12 protein-coding genes are annotated in these 13,229 nt (G+C 71.6%); 5 read left to right on the top strand and 7 right to left on the bottom strand.

Translation table 11 applies throughout. The annotated features are described in order from the left end of the window. Positions 1–45: 45 nt before the first annotated feature. Together HNQ01_RS18145 and HNQ01_RS18140 are read left to right on the top strand one after the other, a co-directional pair. Positions 46–1,239 carry an acyl-CoA dehydrogenase gene (locus HNQ01_RS18145; RefSeq protein ID WP_173806913.1) on the top strand — a complete coding sequence of 398 codons (1,194 nt, stop codon included), beginning with the start codon at positions 46–48 and terminating at the stop codon, positions 1,237–1,239. A gap of 2 nt (positions 1,240–1,241) precedes the next feature. Beyond that, entirely contained in the window at positions 1,242–2,435 is a 1,194-nt protein-coding gene (locus tag HNQ01_RS18140) for a CaiB/BaiF CoA transferase family protein (protein WP_173806912.1), read from the top strand. A 28-nt stretch (positions 2,436–2,463) separates the two neighbouring features. On the opposite strand, the gene HNQ01_RS18135 is transcribed toward HNQ01_RS18140, so the two are convergent. The 4 genes from HNQ01_RS18135 to grpE form a co-directional block, all read right to left on the bottom strand. Next, positions 2,464–2,862: a polyhydroxyalkanoate granule-associated phasin gene (locus HNQ01_RS18135; protein WP_173806911.1), complete on the bottom strand. Its 399-nt coding sequence runs from the start codon at positions 2,860–2,862 to the stop codon at positions 2,464–2,466. A gap of 130 nt (positions 2,863–2,992) precedes the next feature. Continuing rightward, on the bottom strand, positions 2,993–4,141 hold the full coding sequence (gene dnaJ / locus HNQ01_RS18130) for a molecular chaperone DnaJ (RefSeq protein ID WP_173806910.1): 1,149 nt from the start codon (positions 4,139–4,141) through the stop codon (positions 2,993–2,995). Positions 4,142–4,284: 143 nt separating this feature from the next. Further along, positions 4,285–6,228 carry a molecular chaperone DnaK gene (dnaK, locus tag HNQ01_RS18125; protein WP_173806909.1) on the bottom strand — a complete coding sequence of 648 codons (1,944 nt, stop codon included), beginning with the start codon at positions 6,226–6,228 and terminating at the stop codon, positions 4,285–4,287. A gap of 132 nt (positions 6,229–6,360) precedes the next feature. Beyond that, the gene (grpE, locus tag HNQ01_RS18120) at positions 6,361–6,918 is read right to left on the bottom strand and encodes a nucleotide exchange factor GrpE (RefSeq protein WP_173806908.1); all 558 of its coding nucleotides are present in this window, start codon (positions 6,916–6,918) and stop codon (positions 6,361–6,363) included. Between the two features lie 142 nt (positions 6,919–7,060). Here grpE and HNQ01_RS18115 point away from each other — a divergent pair, with 142 nt between their 5' ends. Together HNQ01_RS18115 and HNQ01_RS18110 are read left to right on the top strand one after the other, a co-directional pair. Then, entirely contained in the window at positions 7,061–7,936 is an 876-nt protein-coding gene (locus HNQ01_RS18115; RefSeq protein ID WP_173806907.1) for a DUF6502 family protein, read from the top strand. Beyond that, positions 7,890–9,542, top strand: a complete 1,653-nt coding sequence (locus HNQ01_RS18110; RefSeq protein WP_173806906.1) for a DUF5666 domain-containing protein — start codon at positions 7,890–7,892, stop codon at positions 9,540–9,542. The genes HNQ01_RS18115 and HNQ01_RS18110 overlap by 47 nt, the downstream gene beginning before the upstream one ends. Here HNQ01_RS18110 and HNQ01_RS18105 read toward each other — a convergent pair. Genes HNQ01_RS18105 through HNQ01_RS18095 form a run of 3 tightly spaced genes read right to left on the bottom strand, consistent with a single transcriptional unit; the run spans position 9,491 to position 12,112 of the window. After that, positions 9,491–9,946, bottom strand: a complete 456-nt coding sequence (locus HNQ01_RS18105; protein WP_173806905.1) for an RNA-binding S4 domain-containing protein — start codon at positions 9,944–9,946, stop codon at positions 9,491–9,493. The genes HNQ01_RS18110 and HNQ01_RS18105 overlap by 52 nt on opposite strands. 10 nt (positions 9,947–9,956) lie before the next feature. Beyond that, positions 9,957–11,423, bottom strand: coding sequence for a sensor histidine kinase (locus tag HNQ01_RS18100; protein WP_173806904.1), 1,467 nt, complete (start codon positions 11,421–11,423; stop codon positions 9,957–9,959). Further along, positions 11,420–12,112: a response regulator transcription factor gene (locus tag HNQ01_RS18095; protein ID WP_173806903.1), complete on the bottom strand. Its 693-nt coding sequence runs from the start codon at positions 12,110–12,112 to the stop codon at positions 11,420–11,422. The genes HNQ01_RS18100 and HNQ01_RS18095 overlap by 4 nt, the downstream gene beginning before the upstream one ends. Positions 12,113–12,266: 154 nt before the next feature. Between HNQ01_RS18095 and HNQ01_RS18090 the strand changes: the two genes are divergently transcribed. Further along, the gene (locus HNQ01_RS18090; RefSeq protein WP_173806902.1) at positions 12,267–13,229 is read left to right on the top strand and encodes a tripartite tricarboxylate transporter substrate binding protein; all 963 of its coding nucleotides are present in this window, start codon (positions 12,267–12,269) and stop codon (positions 13,227–13,229) included.

The raw sequence follows: 13,229 nt of genomic DNA, 5'->3' as shown, positions 1-13,229 counted from the left end.
AGGATTGCATCCATCGAACTTCAGAACCTTCGAGGAGCCTCCGTCATGGCCAGCACCCCCCGCACGTCCCGCGCTTCCTTCCAGTGGAACGACCCGCTGCTGCTCGACAGCCAGCTCCTCGACGACGAGCGCGCGGTGCGCGACGCCGCGCGCGCCTACTGCCAGGATCGGCTGATGCCGCGTGTCACCGAGGCCTTCCGCCACGAGCGCACCGACGCGGCCATCTTCCGCGAGATGGGCGAGCTGGGCCTGCTCGGGCCCACGATCCCCGAGCAGTACGGCGGCGCCGGCCTGAACTACGTCAGCTACGGCCTGATCGCCCGAGAGGTCGAGCGCGTCGACTCGGGCTACCGCTCGATGATGAGCGTGCAGTCCTCGCTGGTGATGGTCCCGATCAACGAGTTCGGCAGCGAGGCCACGAAGCAGAAGTACCTGCCGAAGCTCGCCACCGGCGAGTGGATCGGCTGCTTCGGCCTGACCGAGCCGAACCACGGCAGCGATCCCGGCAGCATGGTGACGCGCGCCCGCAAGGTCGACGGCGGCTACAGCCTGAGCGGCTCGAAGATGTGGATCACCAACTCGCCGATTGCCGACGTCTTCGTGGTCTGGGCCAAGGACGACGAGGGCCAGATCCGCGGCTTCGTGCTGGAGAAGGGCTGGAAGGGCCTCTCCGCCCCGGCGATCCACGGCAAGGTCGGCCTGCGCGCGTCGATCACCGGCGAGATCGTCATGGACGAGGTCTTCTGCCCGGAGGAGAACGCCTTCCCCGAGGTGCGTGGCCTGAAGGGCCCGTTCACCTGCCTGAACAGCGCCCGCTACGGCATCGCCTGGGGCGCGCTGGGTGCGGCCGAGTTCTGCCTGGAGACGGCGCGCCAGTACACGCTCGACCGCAAGCAGTTCGGCAAGCCGCTGGCGGCCAACCAGCTGGTGCAGAAGAAGCTCGCCGACATGCTGACCGAGATCACGCTGGGCCTGCAGGGCTGCCTGCGCCTGGGCCGGATGAAGGACGAGGGCAGCGCCTCGGTCGAGATCACCTCGATCATGAAGCGCAACTCCTGCGGCAAGGCGCTCGACATCGCCCGCACCGCACGCGACATGCTCGGCGGCAACGGCATCTCGGACGAATTCGGCGTGGCGCGCCACCTGGTCAACCTCGAGGTGGTCAACACCTACGAGGGCACGCACGACATCCACGCGCTGATCCTGGGCCGCGCGATCACTGGGCTGGCGGCGTTCTGAGCATGGCCACCGCGCTCGATGGCCTGAAGGTGCTCGACCTGTCGCGCGTGCTGGCCGGGCCGTGGGCGACGCAGACGCTGGCCGACCTCGGCGCCGATGTCGTCAAGGTCGAGCGCCCCGGCGCCGGCGACGACACCCGCGCCTGGGGCCCGCCGTGGCTGAAGGACGCGCAGGGCCGCGACACCCCGGACGCCGCCTATTTCTGCTGCGCCAACCGCAACAAGCGCTCGATCGCGATCGACATCGCCACGCCCGAGGGCCAGGCGCTGGTGCGCCGGCTGGCCGGCCAGGCCGACGTGCTGGTCGAGAACTTCAAGGTCGGCGGCCTGAAGGCCTACGGGCTGGACTTCGACAGCCTGCACGCGCTGAATCCGCGGCTGGTCTACTGCTCGATCACCGGCTTCGGCCAGACGGGGCCCTACGCGCCGCGCGCCGGCTACGACTTCCTGATCCAGGGCATGGGCGGGCTGATGAGCGTGACCGGCCGCGGCGACGCGGAGGAGGGCGCCGGGCCGCAGAAGGTCGGCGTGGCGCTGACCGACGTGATGACCGGGCTGCATGCGGCGGTCGGAATCCTGGCCGCGCTGCGCCACCGCGATCGCACCGGCGAGGGCCAGCACATCGACCTGGCGCTGCTCGACGTGCAGGTGGCCGCGCTGGCCAACCAGACCGCCAACTGGCTGATCGGCGGCACGGTGCCGAAGCGCATGGGCAATGCGCACCCCAACATCGTGCCCTACCAGGACTTCCCGACCGCGGACGGCGACATGATCCTGGCGATCGGCAACGACGGCCAGTTCGCGCGCTTCTGCGACGTCGCCGGCCACGCCGAGTGGGCGAGCGACGCGCGCTTCGCCACCAACGCGGCGCGGGTGGCGCACCGCGCGGTGCTGATCCCGCTGCTGCGCCAGGCGACCGTGATGCGCACGACGCGCGAATGGATCGCGGCGCTGGAGTCGAAGGCGGTGCCCTGCGGGCCGGTCAACCGGCTCGACGAGGTGTTCGCCGATCCGCAGGTCGTCGCGCGCGGGCTGCGGGTCGACCTGCCGCACCCGGTGGCGGGCAGCGTGCCGGGCGTGGCCAGCCCGATCCGGCTGTCGGCCACGCCGCCGGTCTACCGCAGCGCGCCGCCGGTGCTCGGGCAGGACGGCGCGGCGGTGCTCGCCGACTGGCTGGGCGAGACCGGCCCGGGCTGAGCGGGCCGAGGCCGGGGCAGTCGCCGGCTCAGGGCCGCGGGGCGCTGCGCGAGAGCCGGCGCGCGTTGGCGCCGGCACGCCGGCTGACCGGCTTCAGCCCGGCGCTGGCGACCTTCATCGGCGCCTGGTGCATCACCTCCATCGCCTTGCTGGCCGGCGCCGAGGACCACGGCATCATCCACCAGCGCAGGCCGGCGGCCACCATCTCCTGCGAGACGCCGGCGCCGGTCCACATCATCGCCAGCCAGGACTGCTGGAAGGCGGTGACCTTCTCCAGCCCCATCGTCATGAACTCCTTGCGGTCGCGCGCCGAGGGGTTCGGACCGGCCAGCGCCATGCGTGTCAGCCGGTGGCTGACGACGAAGGGCACCGAGAAGGCCAGCTCGGTCATCTGGGCGAACACGTCGCCGGCGGCGGCGGTGTTCATCGGGGGCACGGGCACGCAGGGCATCAGGACATCCTTCCTTCGATCGATTCGTTGTGGGCACGCAAGAAAAAGGCGTGCCACATCGTGGCACGCCCGGAGGATATCCCTCGCCCGAGGCGAAGGCTGACCTTTACTTGAACAGGTCCTTCATGCGATCGGTCCAGCTCTTCGCGTTCGGCGAGTGCTTGTCGCCGCCCTTCTTGAGCGACTCGTCGAGTTCCTTGAGCAGCTTGCGCTGGTGCTCGGTGAGCTTGACCGGGATCTCGACCTGGATGTGGCAGTACAGATCGCCGGGGTAGTTCGAGCGGATGCCCTTGATGCCCTTGCCGCGCAGCCGGAAGGTCTTGCCGTGCTGCGTGCCCTCGGGCAGCTCGATCTCCGCCTCGCCGCCGAGCGTGGGCACCGAGACGGTGCCTCCGAGCGATGCGGTGATGACGCTGACCGGCACGGTGCAGTGCAGGTCGTCGCCGTCGCGCTCGAAGATGTCGTGCTGCTTGATGCGGATCTCGACGTACAGGTCGCCCGGAGGGCCGCCGTGCGTGCCGGGCTCGCCGTGGCCGCGCAGCGCGATGCGCTGGCCCTCGTTGATGCCGGCCGGGATCTTGACCTCGAGCGTCTTCTGCTTCTTGACCTTGCCCTGGCCGCCGCAGGTGGTGCAGGGCTCGGGAATGATCTTGCCGGTGCCGTGGCAGTGCGGGCAGGTCTGCTGGATGCTGAAGAAGCCCTGGCGCAGGTGGACGGTGCCCGAGCCGTGGCAGGTCGAGCAGGTCTTGGCGCTGGTGCCGGGCTTGGCGCCGGAGCCGTGGCAGGTCTCGCATTCCTCCCAGGTCGGGATGCGGATCTGCGTCTCCTTGCCCAGCGCCGCTTCCTCCAGCGTGATCTCCATCGCGTAGGAGAGGTCGGCGCCGCGGTAGACCTGCTGGCCGCCGCCCCGCCGGCCGCCGCCGCCCTGGCCGAAGATGTCGCCGAAGATGTCGCCGAAGGCCTCGGCGAAGCCGCCGCCGCCGAAGCCCTCCGGGCCGCCCGGACGGAAGCCGCCGGCGTTCGGATCGACGCCGGCATGGCCGAACTGGTCGTAGGCCTGGCGCTTCTGGGCGTCGGAGAGCATCTCGTAGGCCTCCTTGGCCTCCTTGAACTTCTCCTCGGCCACCTTCGCGCCTTCACCCTGATTGCGGTCAGGGTGGTACTTCATCGCCAGCTTGCGATAGGCCTTCTTGATGTCGTCTTCGCTCGCGCCCTTGGCGAGGCCAAGGACTTCGTAGTAGTCACGCTTTGCCATGGGATGGGGGTCCGCCAGCGGTGAAACAGGAACGCCGCGCCGAGCGGCACCGGCCCGCGAGGACCGGCGACTCGAGCGCGGCGACAGGCACGAGGGCGGGGCGGCGCGGGCTCACGCCGCGCAGCCCGCCACGCCCGGGGCCATCACTTCTTGACTTCCTTGAACTCGGCGTCGACGACGTCCGCATCCTTCGGATCGGCCTTCGGGGCCTCGCCGGCACCCGGCGCGGCGCCACCGGCGGCGCCGGCCGCAGCCTGCTGGGCCTGCATGTCGGCGTACATCTTCTCGCCGAGCTTCTGGCTGACGGTCATCAGCGCATTGGTCTTGGCCTCGATGGCGTCCTTGTCGTCGCCCTTGAGCGCTTCCTCGACGTCCTTGATCGCGGCCTCGATCGCGTCCTTCTCGGCCGCCTCGATCTTGTCGCCGTACTCGGTCAGCGACTTGCGCACCGAGTGCACCATCGCGTCACCCTGGTTGCGGGCCTGGATGATCTCGAGCTTCTTCTTGTCCTCGGCCGCATTGACCTCGGCGTCGCGCACCATCTTCTGGATCTCGTCCTCCGACAGGCCCGAGTTCGCCTTGATGGTGATCTTGTTCTCCTTGCCGGTGCCCTTGTCCTTGGCGCCGACGTGCAGGATGCCGTTGGCATCGATGTCGAAGGAGACCTCGATCTGCGGGATGCCGCGCGGAGCCGGCGGGATGCCTTCCAGGTTGAACTCGCCCAGCAGCTTGTTGCCGCCGGCCATCTCGCGCTCGCCCTGGAAGACCTTGATCGTCACGGCCGGCTGGTTGTCGTCGGCGGTCGAGAAGGTCTGGCTGAACTTGGTCGGGATGGTCGTGTTCTTCTTGATCATCTTCGTCATCACGCCGCCCAGGGTCTCGATGCCCAGGCTCAGCGGGGTGACGTCGAGCAGCAGCACGTCCTTGCGCTCGCCGCCCAGGACCTGGCCCTGGATGGCGGCGCCGACCGCGACGGCCTCGTCAGGGTTGACGTCCTTGCGCGGCTCCTTGCCGAAGAACTCCTTGACCTTGTCCTGCACCTTGGGCATGCGGGTCATGCCGCCGACCAGGATGACGTCGTCGATCGAGCCGACCGAGACGCCCGCGTCCTTGATCGCGGTGCGGCACGGCGCGATGGTGCGCTCGATCAGCTCCTCCACCAGCGACTCCAGCTTGGCGCGGGTCAGCTTGATATTGAGGTGCTTCGGGCCGGTGGCGTCGGCGGTGATGTAGGGCAGGTTGACGTCGGTGGCGGTCGACGACGACAGCTCGATCTTGGCCTTCTCGGCGGCTTCCTTCAGGCGCTGCAGGGCCAGCACGTCCTTGGTCAGGTCGACGCCCTGCTCCTTGCGGAACTCGGTGACGATGTAGTCGATGATGCGCTGGTCGAAGTCCTCGCCGCCCAGGAAGGTGTCGCCGTTGGTCGACAGCACCTCGAACTGCATCTCGCCGTCGACGTCGGCGATCTCGATGATCGAGACGTCGAAGGTGCCGCCGCCCAGGTCATAGACGGCGATCTTGCGGTCGCCCTTGCCGCCCTTGTCGAGACCGAAGGCCAGCGCTGCGGCGGTCGGCTCGTTGATGATGCGCTTCACGTCCAGGCCGGCGATGCGGCCGGCGTCCTTGGTCGCCTGGCGCTGCGCGTCGTTGAAGTAGGCCGGCACGGTGATGACGGCCTCGGTCACCGCCTCGCCGAGATAGTCCTCGGCGGTCTTCTTCATCTTGCGCAGCACTTCGGCCGAGACCTGCGGGGGCGCGAGCTTGTTGCCGCGCACCGCCACCCACGCGTCGCCGTTGTCGGCGGCCGTGATGGTGTAGGGCATCAGGTCGATGTCCTTCTGCACTTCCTTCTCGGTGAACTTGCGACCGATCAGGCGCTTGACCGCGTACAGCGTGTTCTTCGGGTTGGTGACCGCCTGGCGCTTGGCCGAGGCGCCGACGAGGATCTCGCCGTCTTCCTGGTAGGCGATGATGGAGGGCGTGGTGCGCGCGCCTTCCGAGTTCTCGATCACCTTCGTGGTGTTGCCTTCCATGATGGCCACGCACGAGTTGGTGGTGCCGAGGTCGATGCCGATGATCTTGCCCATGGTGTTTCTGACTCCGGGAAATTTGTCTGGTTGCTGGCTGATCTGCGGATGGACCGGCGTCTTTCAAGAGCCGGTCATGCGCTTTTCTTGGTCTGGCTCAGGGTCTTTCGCCGCGATCGGACGCGGACCGGCTCACTTCGGCGCGGCGACCATCACGAGCGCCGGGCGCAGCACGCGCTCGGCGATCAGGTAGCCCTTCTGCAGCACGCTCACCACGGTGTTGGGATCCTGATCGGCCGGCACCATGCTGATGGCCTGATGCTGGTGCGGATCGAACTTCGTGCCGGCGGGCGGGTTGACCTCGACGACCTTGTTGCGCTCGAGCGCCTGCGAGAGCTGGCGCAGCGTCGCCTGCACGCCCTCGAGCTGCTGCTCGGGCGTGCCCTGGCCGGCGGTCTGCGCGGCGATGGCGGCCTCCAGGCTGTCGCGCACCGGCAGCAGGCTCTCGGCGAAGGACTCGACCGCGAACTTGCGCGACTTGGCGATCTCCTCGTCGGCGCGGCGGCGGATGTTCTCCATCTCGGCCTTGGCGCGCAGGTAGGCATCGGCGAGCTCGACGTTCTTCGCCTCGAGCTCGGCCACGCGGGCCAGCGCCTCGGCGGCGGGATCGGCGGCCTGGGCGGCCGCGTCGCCGTTCATCGCGGACGGTTCGGTGTCGGGGAAGGGCGGGGTGTTCTGCGTGTCGGACATGGTCGTTTCCTCGGCCGCCTGCGGCGGCATCCCGGTGCGACATGGGGATGGCCGGACAGGCTTCAAGAGGGCCCGCGCGCGCGACATCGTCCGGCGCGCCGGACGGGGTCGCCGCGGTTTCATGCAAACTGTCACGCTGATCATGAGCGTTCCCTTTTCCGAATCCGACCCTGCAGCCGATCCGTCCGCGCCCGTGCTGGCCGACGCGGCGGTCATGCTGGCGCCGCTGGTGCGCTGGCTGCTCGGTCATGGCGTGCCGATCGGGTCGCTGGTGCGCACCCTCAAGCGGGTCTACCTGGACGAGGCCCGAGGCGAGCTGAGCCGGCGCGGCCAGCGCGTCACCGACTCGGCGCTGAGCGTGCTCAGCGGCGTGCACCGCAAGGACGTGCGCGCGCTGCAGGCCGAGACCCCGGTCGAGCGCGACCTGGCGCCGACGCCGGCGGCGATGCTGTTCACCCGCTGGATCACCGATGCCGGCTGCCGCGACGCGGCCGGCCGCGTGCTCGAGCGGCTGCCGCGCCAGGGGCCGGCGCCGAGCTTCGAGGCGCTGGCGCGCGAGGTCTGCCGCGACGTGCATCCGCGCACGCTGCTGCAGGAGCTCGGCCGGCTGGGCCTGGTGCGCGAGGACGGCGACGAGGTGCTGCGGCTGTCGGACCGCTTCGTGCTGCCCGGGCGCGATCCGGCCGCGGCGCAGGCCATGGCGGTCAACGTCGCCGACCACCTCGCCGCGGCGGTGCGCAACCTGGCCTGCGAGGATCCGCTGGCGCGCCTGCTCGAGCAGAGCGTCTTCGCCGAGGGCCTGTCGGCGCAGGCCGCGGCCGAGCTGGGCGACGTCGCGCGCGAGATCTGGGCCGAGGCCCTGCAGCGCATGGTGCACGAGGCCGAGCGCCGGCTGGCCGACGATGCCGCCGCCGGTCGCGGCGGCGCCGCGCGCATGCGCTTCGGCAGCTATTTCTACATGGAGGACGGAGATGAGGATCGAGCGCGAGCCGCGGACACCGGCCAGGGCCCCGGCTGAGCCTTCGCGCCGCGAGGTGCTGGCCACCGCGCTGCGCCTGGGCTGGCTCGGCCTGGGGGCCGGGCTGGGCACGGGCGGGCTCGGCGGCTGCGGCGGAGGCGGCGTCGGCAGCAACGGCACCGGCAGCCCGGTGCTGGCGGCGCAGAGCGTGGGCACCGTCTCCGGCTTCGGCAGCGTCGTCGTCGACGGCGTGCGCCATGACGACAGCGCCGCGGCGGTCGAGCGCGAGCGCGCCGACGGCGGCAGCGACGGCACCGAGATGGCGATCGGCCAGCGCGTCGCGCTCGACTACGCCGCCGCGGCCGGCGGCGCGCTGCAGCTCGAGCGCATCGAGGTCCGGCCGACGCTGGTCGGCCGCGTCAGCGAGCGCACCGACGAGACGCTGGGCGTGCTGGGCCAGACGGTGGTCGTCAATGCCGATCCGGCGCTGGGCCCGGTCACCGTGCTGGGCGGCAGCTGGACCGGCGCCGACCAGATCGCGATCGGGCAGGCGGTCGAGGTGCACGCGATCGTGCTGGGCGTGCCGGCCAGTGCCGGCGGCGCCGGCCTGCGCCTGCTGGCCACCCGCATCGAGCCGCTGGCCACGCTCGAGGCGCTGCGGCTGAACCTGCCGGTGACCGCGGTCGGCACGGCCGGGACCGACGGCCGCCTGCCGGTGCGCATCGGCAGCCTGGCGGTCTCGCTGCCGGCCGGCGCCTCGGCCACGCTCGGGGTGGCCACGACGGTCTTCGCCGAGGCCGGCGCCTTCGACGCGACGCGGCTGTCGCTGCAGGCGCTGCGCGCCGAGTCCGATCCGGTCGAACTGTCGGCCCAGGCCGGCGTGCGTCTCGAGCGGGTCGGCCTGATCGCCGGCTGGAGCGGCAGCGCGCTGACCCTCGACGGCGTGTCGATGACGGTCGACGCCACGACCGAGCGCGTGCCGGCGACGCTGTCGCCGGCCGACGGCCTGTACGCGCGGGTCACGGCGCTGCGCGGCACCGACGCGCGCTGGCACGTCAGCCGCATCGAGGCGGTGGCCAGCCGCAGCGCCGCGCTGCTGGTGGGCAATGTCACCGACTGGTCGGTGACGAGCCGCAGCTTCCGGGTGCGCGACACCCGGGTGCAGATGGACGCGCAGACGACGATCGACCTGGCCTCGTGCAACGGCACGGCCTCGCTGGCCAACGGGCTGTATGTCGAGGTCGCGGGCACCGTCGGGTCGCGTGGCGTTCTGGCCGCGACGGTGCGCTGTCTGCCCGAGCCGCGCGGCACCTCGGCCCGTCTCACCCGCCACGGCCGGGTCACCGCGCTCGACGCGGTCGCGCGCACGCTGCAGCTTCTCCATCGCCCCGGGGATGCGGCGCTGACGGTGGCCTGGGACGAGCGCACCCATTGGCGCACGCCGCTGTCGGCGCAGGCGCTGGCCGCGCTGGTCGGCACGACGCAGCGCATCGAGGTCGAGGGCCTGCTGTCGGCCGACGGGCTGCGCCTGCAGGCGCAGCAGGTGCGTCTGCGCGAGACGGTCGCCGATTCCGGCGTCGGAAGCGGCTCGACCGGCGTGCGAACTGCAGCGGATCAGTCCAGGTCGTCGAGCGACACGCTCCAGCGCTGCCAGTCGGCAAGCTGACGCCGGTCGGCCTTGGTCGGGCGGCCCTGCTGGATGCTCAGCGCCGGGTCGGCGGCGTAGTGGCGCCGCTCGCGCCACTCGGCCTGGGCCAGCACGCTCTCGGGCGTCTCGCGGTAGAGGAGCTGCGCCTGCGGGGCCGGCCCGCGCACCGCCGACAGGCCGAGCACCTCGACCTCGCGCGGCGTCGGGCAGTCGCCCTGGCGCACCGAGACACGGTCGCCGGCGCGCACCTCGCGCGAGGGCTTGGCGTCCTGGCCGTTGACGCGCACCCGGCCTCGGTCGATCTCGTCGGCCGCCAGCGAGCGGGTCTTGAAGAAGCGGGCGGCCCAGAGCCACTTGTCGAGGCGCTGGCCGGCCGGGGCGTCGGCGCCCGGGGCAGGGGAACGGGAAGCGGATCGGCTCATCGTGGCGGGATTATTCGCGATCCGGCGCGGTCTCGGCCAGCGCCAGGCGCACCGTCGCGTCCAGGCCGCGGATGCGCGAATGCTCGACGCGGTTGTCCAGCGCCAGCGTGCCGTCCAGCGAGGCGACGATGTCGCGGCAGATCGTCAGCCCGAGGCCGGCGCCGCTGCGCAGGTCGGCGCGCTGCGCCCCGGCCGCGAAGGGCTGGAAGAGCCGCTCGCGCTGCGCGTCGGCGATGCCGGGGCCGCTGTCGGCGATGGTCAGCGCGGCGTGGTGATCGTCGCGGTGCATCGTCACCGCCAGCGTGCCGCCCGGCGCCGAGCACTTGATCGCGTTGTGCAGCAGGTTGCGCGCGAGCTCGCGCAGCGCCCAGGCGTGGCCGCGCACCCGCGCCGGCACCGTCTCGACCGAGAAGTCGAGGTCGCGCTCGGCCGCCAGCGCGGCCAGGTCGAGCGCGACCTCGCGCACCACCGGCTCCCAGTCGGTGCACGGCGGCTGGCCCTGCTGGCGCAGCTGCTCGACCTTGGCCAGCGCGAGCATCTGGTTGGCCAGCTCGGTGGCGCGGTCGACGGTGTGCTCGATCTCGGCCAGCGCGGTGGCGCCGTCGGTGTCGCCGCGCCGGGCTGACTGCACCTGCGCCTTGAGCACCGCCAGGGGCGTGCGCAGCTGGTGCGAGGCGTCGCGCACGAAGCGCTTCTGGTGCTCGAGCAGCCGCGCGCTGCGGTCCATCATCGCGTTGGTCGCCTCCACCAGCGGGCGCAGCTCGCGCGGCGCATCGTCGCTGCTCAGCGGCGTCAGGTCGTCCTCGGCACGCTGCGCCAGCTCGTGGCTGAGCCGGCGCACCGGCCGCGTGGCGTGCTGCACCACCCAGACGACGACCAGCGCGATCACCGCCACCAGCGCCGCCTGGCGCCAGAGCGTGTCGATCAGGATGTGGCGCGCCAGCGTGCGGCGCAGCTCCAGCGTCTCGGCGACCTGGATGGTGGCCATGCCCTGGCCGGCGGGTCCGGCCACCGGCTGCAGCAGCACCGCCATGCGCACCGGCATGCCGCGGTACTCGGCGTCCTGGAAGTCGACCAGCGCCGCGTAGACGCTGCGCTGCGGGATCTGCCCGCGCCAGGGCGGCAGGTCCTCGAAGCCGCCGACCATCTCGCCGGCGAAGCCGCTGACGCGGAAGAAGATGCGGCTGCGGTTGTCCGCCTCGAAGGCCTCCAGCGCCGAGTAGGGCACGTCGGCGCCGACGCGCGGGCCGTCGGCGCCGGGCAGCACCTCCAGCCGCTCGCCGATGGCCTTGGCCGAGGCCAGCAGCGTGCGGTCGTAGGCGATGTCGGCCGAGTCCAGCGCCTCGCGGTAGAGGCTCACCGTGTTGATGACGATCAGCAGCGCCACCGGCAGCAGGATGCCGGCGAGCAGCTCGGCGCGCAGCGACAGGTGTGCCAGACGGTGGCGCAGGCGCGCGCGCAGGCCGGGCGCCCTCATGTGCCGGCCGGCGCGGCCTTGAGCAGGTAGCCCAGGCCGCGCAGCGTCACCAGCTGCGCGCCGGTGTGCGCGATCTTCTTGCGCAGCCGGTAGACGACCACCTCGATGGCCTCGGTCTGCACCTCGCGCTCGCCGGGAAAGACCAGCTCGAACAGGCGCTCCTTGGCCACCGCCTGGCCGGGGCGCGCCAGCAGCGCGCGCATCAGCGCCAGCTCGCGCGCGGTCAGGTCCATGGGCTGGCCGGCGTGGCAGACCGCGCCGCTCTCGGCGTCGATCTGCAGGCCGCAGAAGGCCGGACCCGGCGCCGGGGCGCCGGGCGTGCCCGCCGGCGCGGCCCGGCGCGCCAGCGCGCGCACCCGCGCCTCCAGCTCGTCGAGGTCGAAGGGCTTGGCCAGGTAGTCGTCGGCGCCGGTGTTCAGGCCCAGGATGCGGTCGCCCACCGTGCCGCGCGCGGTCAGGATCATCACCGGGGTGCGCAGCCCGGCGGCGCGGGCGCGCGAGAGCACCTCCAGCCCGTCCAGGCCCGGCAGGCTCAGGTCGAGCAGCACCACGTCGGGCATCGAGGCCTCCCAGCGGTCGAGCGCGCGCGCGCCGTCCTCGCAGCCGACGACCTGCATGCCGCGGCGCTCGAAGGCGCGCCGCAGCGTGGTCTGCATCGTCGGGTTGTCTTCCACCAGCAGCAGTTTCATGGGCGCGAAGCCTAGCGCCATCGGCGCGCGGCTGCAGCCGCCGGGGTCCCTGGTGTTTCCCCTGGGGTCGCGGACAGCCGTTTGACAGCCTCCGACAGGAGCATCGGAGCCGTCCGAGACTGATCCGTTCCACCGCTTCCTGGAGACACATCCCATGCGCCGAGACACCTTCCTGAAGTCGCTGGCCGCGATGGCCGCCGCCGGTGCGCTGCCGCTGCCCGCGCTGGCCAATGCCAACCTCAAGATGATGATCCCCGCCAACCCGGGCGGCGGCTGGGACACCACCGGCCGCGCGCTGGGCAAGGCGCTGCAGGATGCGGGCGTGGCCGCGACGGTGCAGTTCGACAACAAGGGCGGCGCGGCCGGCGCCATCGGCCTGGCGCAGTTCGTCAACGCCAGCAAGGGCGATCCGAACGCGCTGATGGTCATGGGCGCGGTCATGGTGGGCGGCATCATCACCGGCAAGCCGCCGGTCTCGCTGACCCAGGCCACGCCGCTGGCGCGCCTGACCAGCGAATACAACGTCTTCGTCGTGCCGACCGACTCGCCCTTCAAGTCGATGAAGGACGTGGTCGAGGCCATGAAGAAGGACGTCGGCAGCGTCAAGTGGGGCGGCGGCTCGCGCGGCTCGACCGAGCACATCGCCGCGGCGATGCTGGCGCGCGCCACCGGCCTGGACGCCGCGAAGATCAACTACGTGCCCTTCCGCGGCGGCGGCGAGGCGACCGCCGCCATCCTGGGCGGCAACGTCTCGGTGGGCGGCAGCGGCTACAGCGAGTTCCAGCAGTACATCGAGGCCGGCAAGATGCGCCCGATCGGCGTGACCTCGGCCACCCGCCTGAAGAACGCCCCGAACATCCCGACGATGAAGGAGCAGGGCTTCGACATCGAGATCGGCAACTGGCGCGGCGTCTACGCCGCCCCCGGCGTCACGCCGGACCAGCGCAAGGCGCTGACCGCGATGCTGCAGAAGGCCGTCAAGTCCAAGGCCTGGACCGAGGCGATGGAGCGCAACGGCTGGACCGACGCCTGGCTGGCCGGCCCCGCCTTCGACGAGTTCGTCGAGCGCGAGTTCGCCTCGCTGCGCGTGATCATGTCCAAGGCCGGGATGATCTGA

Origin of the sequence: Sphaerotilus uruguayifluvii, assembly GCF_013294065.1 — a bacterium.
Taxonomy (GTDB): domain Bacteria; phylum Pseudomonadota; class Gammaproteobacteria; order Burkholderiales; family Burkholderiaceae_C; genus Sphaerotilus; species Sphaerotilus uruguayifluvii.
Note: the sequence above shows the minus strand (reverse complement) of the source record. Positions and strands in the feature narration are given on the sequence as shown.

What these genes read in the sequence shown, in the direction of transcription:
- HNQ01_RS18145 (WP_173806913.1), top strand. Translation starts at nt 46, where the DNA reads ATGGCCAGCACCCCCCGCACGTCCCGCGCTTCCTTCCAGTGGAACGAC.
- HNQ01_RS18140 (WP_173806912.1), top strand. Translation starts at nt 1,242, where the DNA reads ATGGCCACCGCGCTCGATGGCCTGAAGGTGCTCGACCTGTCGCGCGTG.
- HNQ01_RS18135 (WP_173806911.1), bottom strand. Translation starts at nt 2,862, where the DNA reads ATGAACACCGCCGCCGCCGGCGACGTGTTCGCCCAGATGACCGAGCTG.
- dnaJ (WP_173806910.1), bottom strand. Translation starts at nt 4,141, where the DNA reads ATGGCAAAGCGTGACTACTACGAAGTCCTTGGCCTCGCCAAGGGCGCG.
- dnaK (WP_173806909.1), bottom strand. Translation starts at nt 6,228, where the DNA reads ATGGGCAAGATCATCGGCATCGACCTCGGCACCACCAACTCGTGCGTG.
- grpE (WP_173806908.1), bottom strand. Translation starts at nt 6,918, where the DNA reads ATGTCCGACACGCAGAACACCCCGCCCTTCCCCGACACCGAACCGTCC.
- HNQ01_RS18115 (WP_173806907.1), top strand. Translation starts at nt 7,061, where the DNA reads ATGAGCGTTCCCTTTTCCGAATCCGACCCTGCAGCCGATCCGTCCGCG.
- HNQ01_RS18110 (WP_173806906.1), top strand. Translation starts at nt 7,890, where the DNA reads ATGAGGATCGAGCGCGAGCCGCGGACACCGGCCAGGGCCCCGGCTGAG.
- HNQ01_RS18105 (WP_173806905.1), bottom strand. Translation starts at nt 9,946, where the DNA reads ATGAGCCGATCCGCTTCCCGTTCCCCTGCCCCGGGCGCCGACGCCCCG.
- HNQ01_RS18100 (WP_173806904.1), bottom strand. Translation starts at nt 11,423, where the DNA reads ATGAGGGCGCCCGGCCTGCGCGCGCGCCTGCGCCACCGTCTGGCACAC.
- HNQ01_RS18095 (WP_173806903.1), bottom strand. Translation starts at nt 12,112, where the DNA reads ATGAAACTGCTGCTGGTGGAAGACAACCCGACGATGCAGACCACGCTG.
- HNQ01_RS18090 (WP_173806902.1), top strand. Translation starts at nt 12,267, where the DNA reads ATGCGCCGAGACACCTTCCTGAAGTCGCTGGCCGCGATGGCCGCCGCC.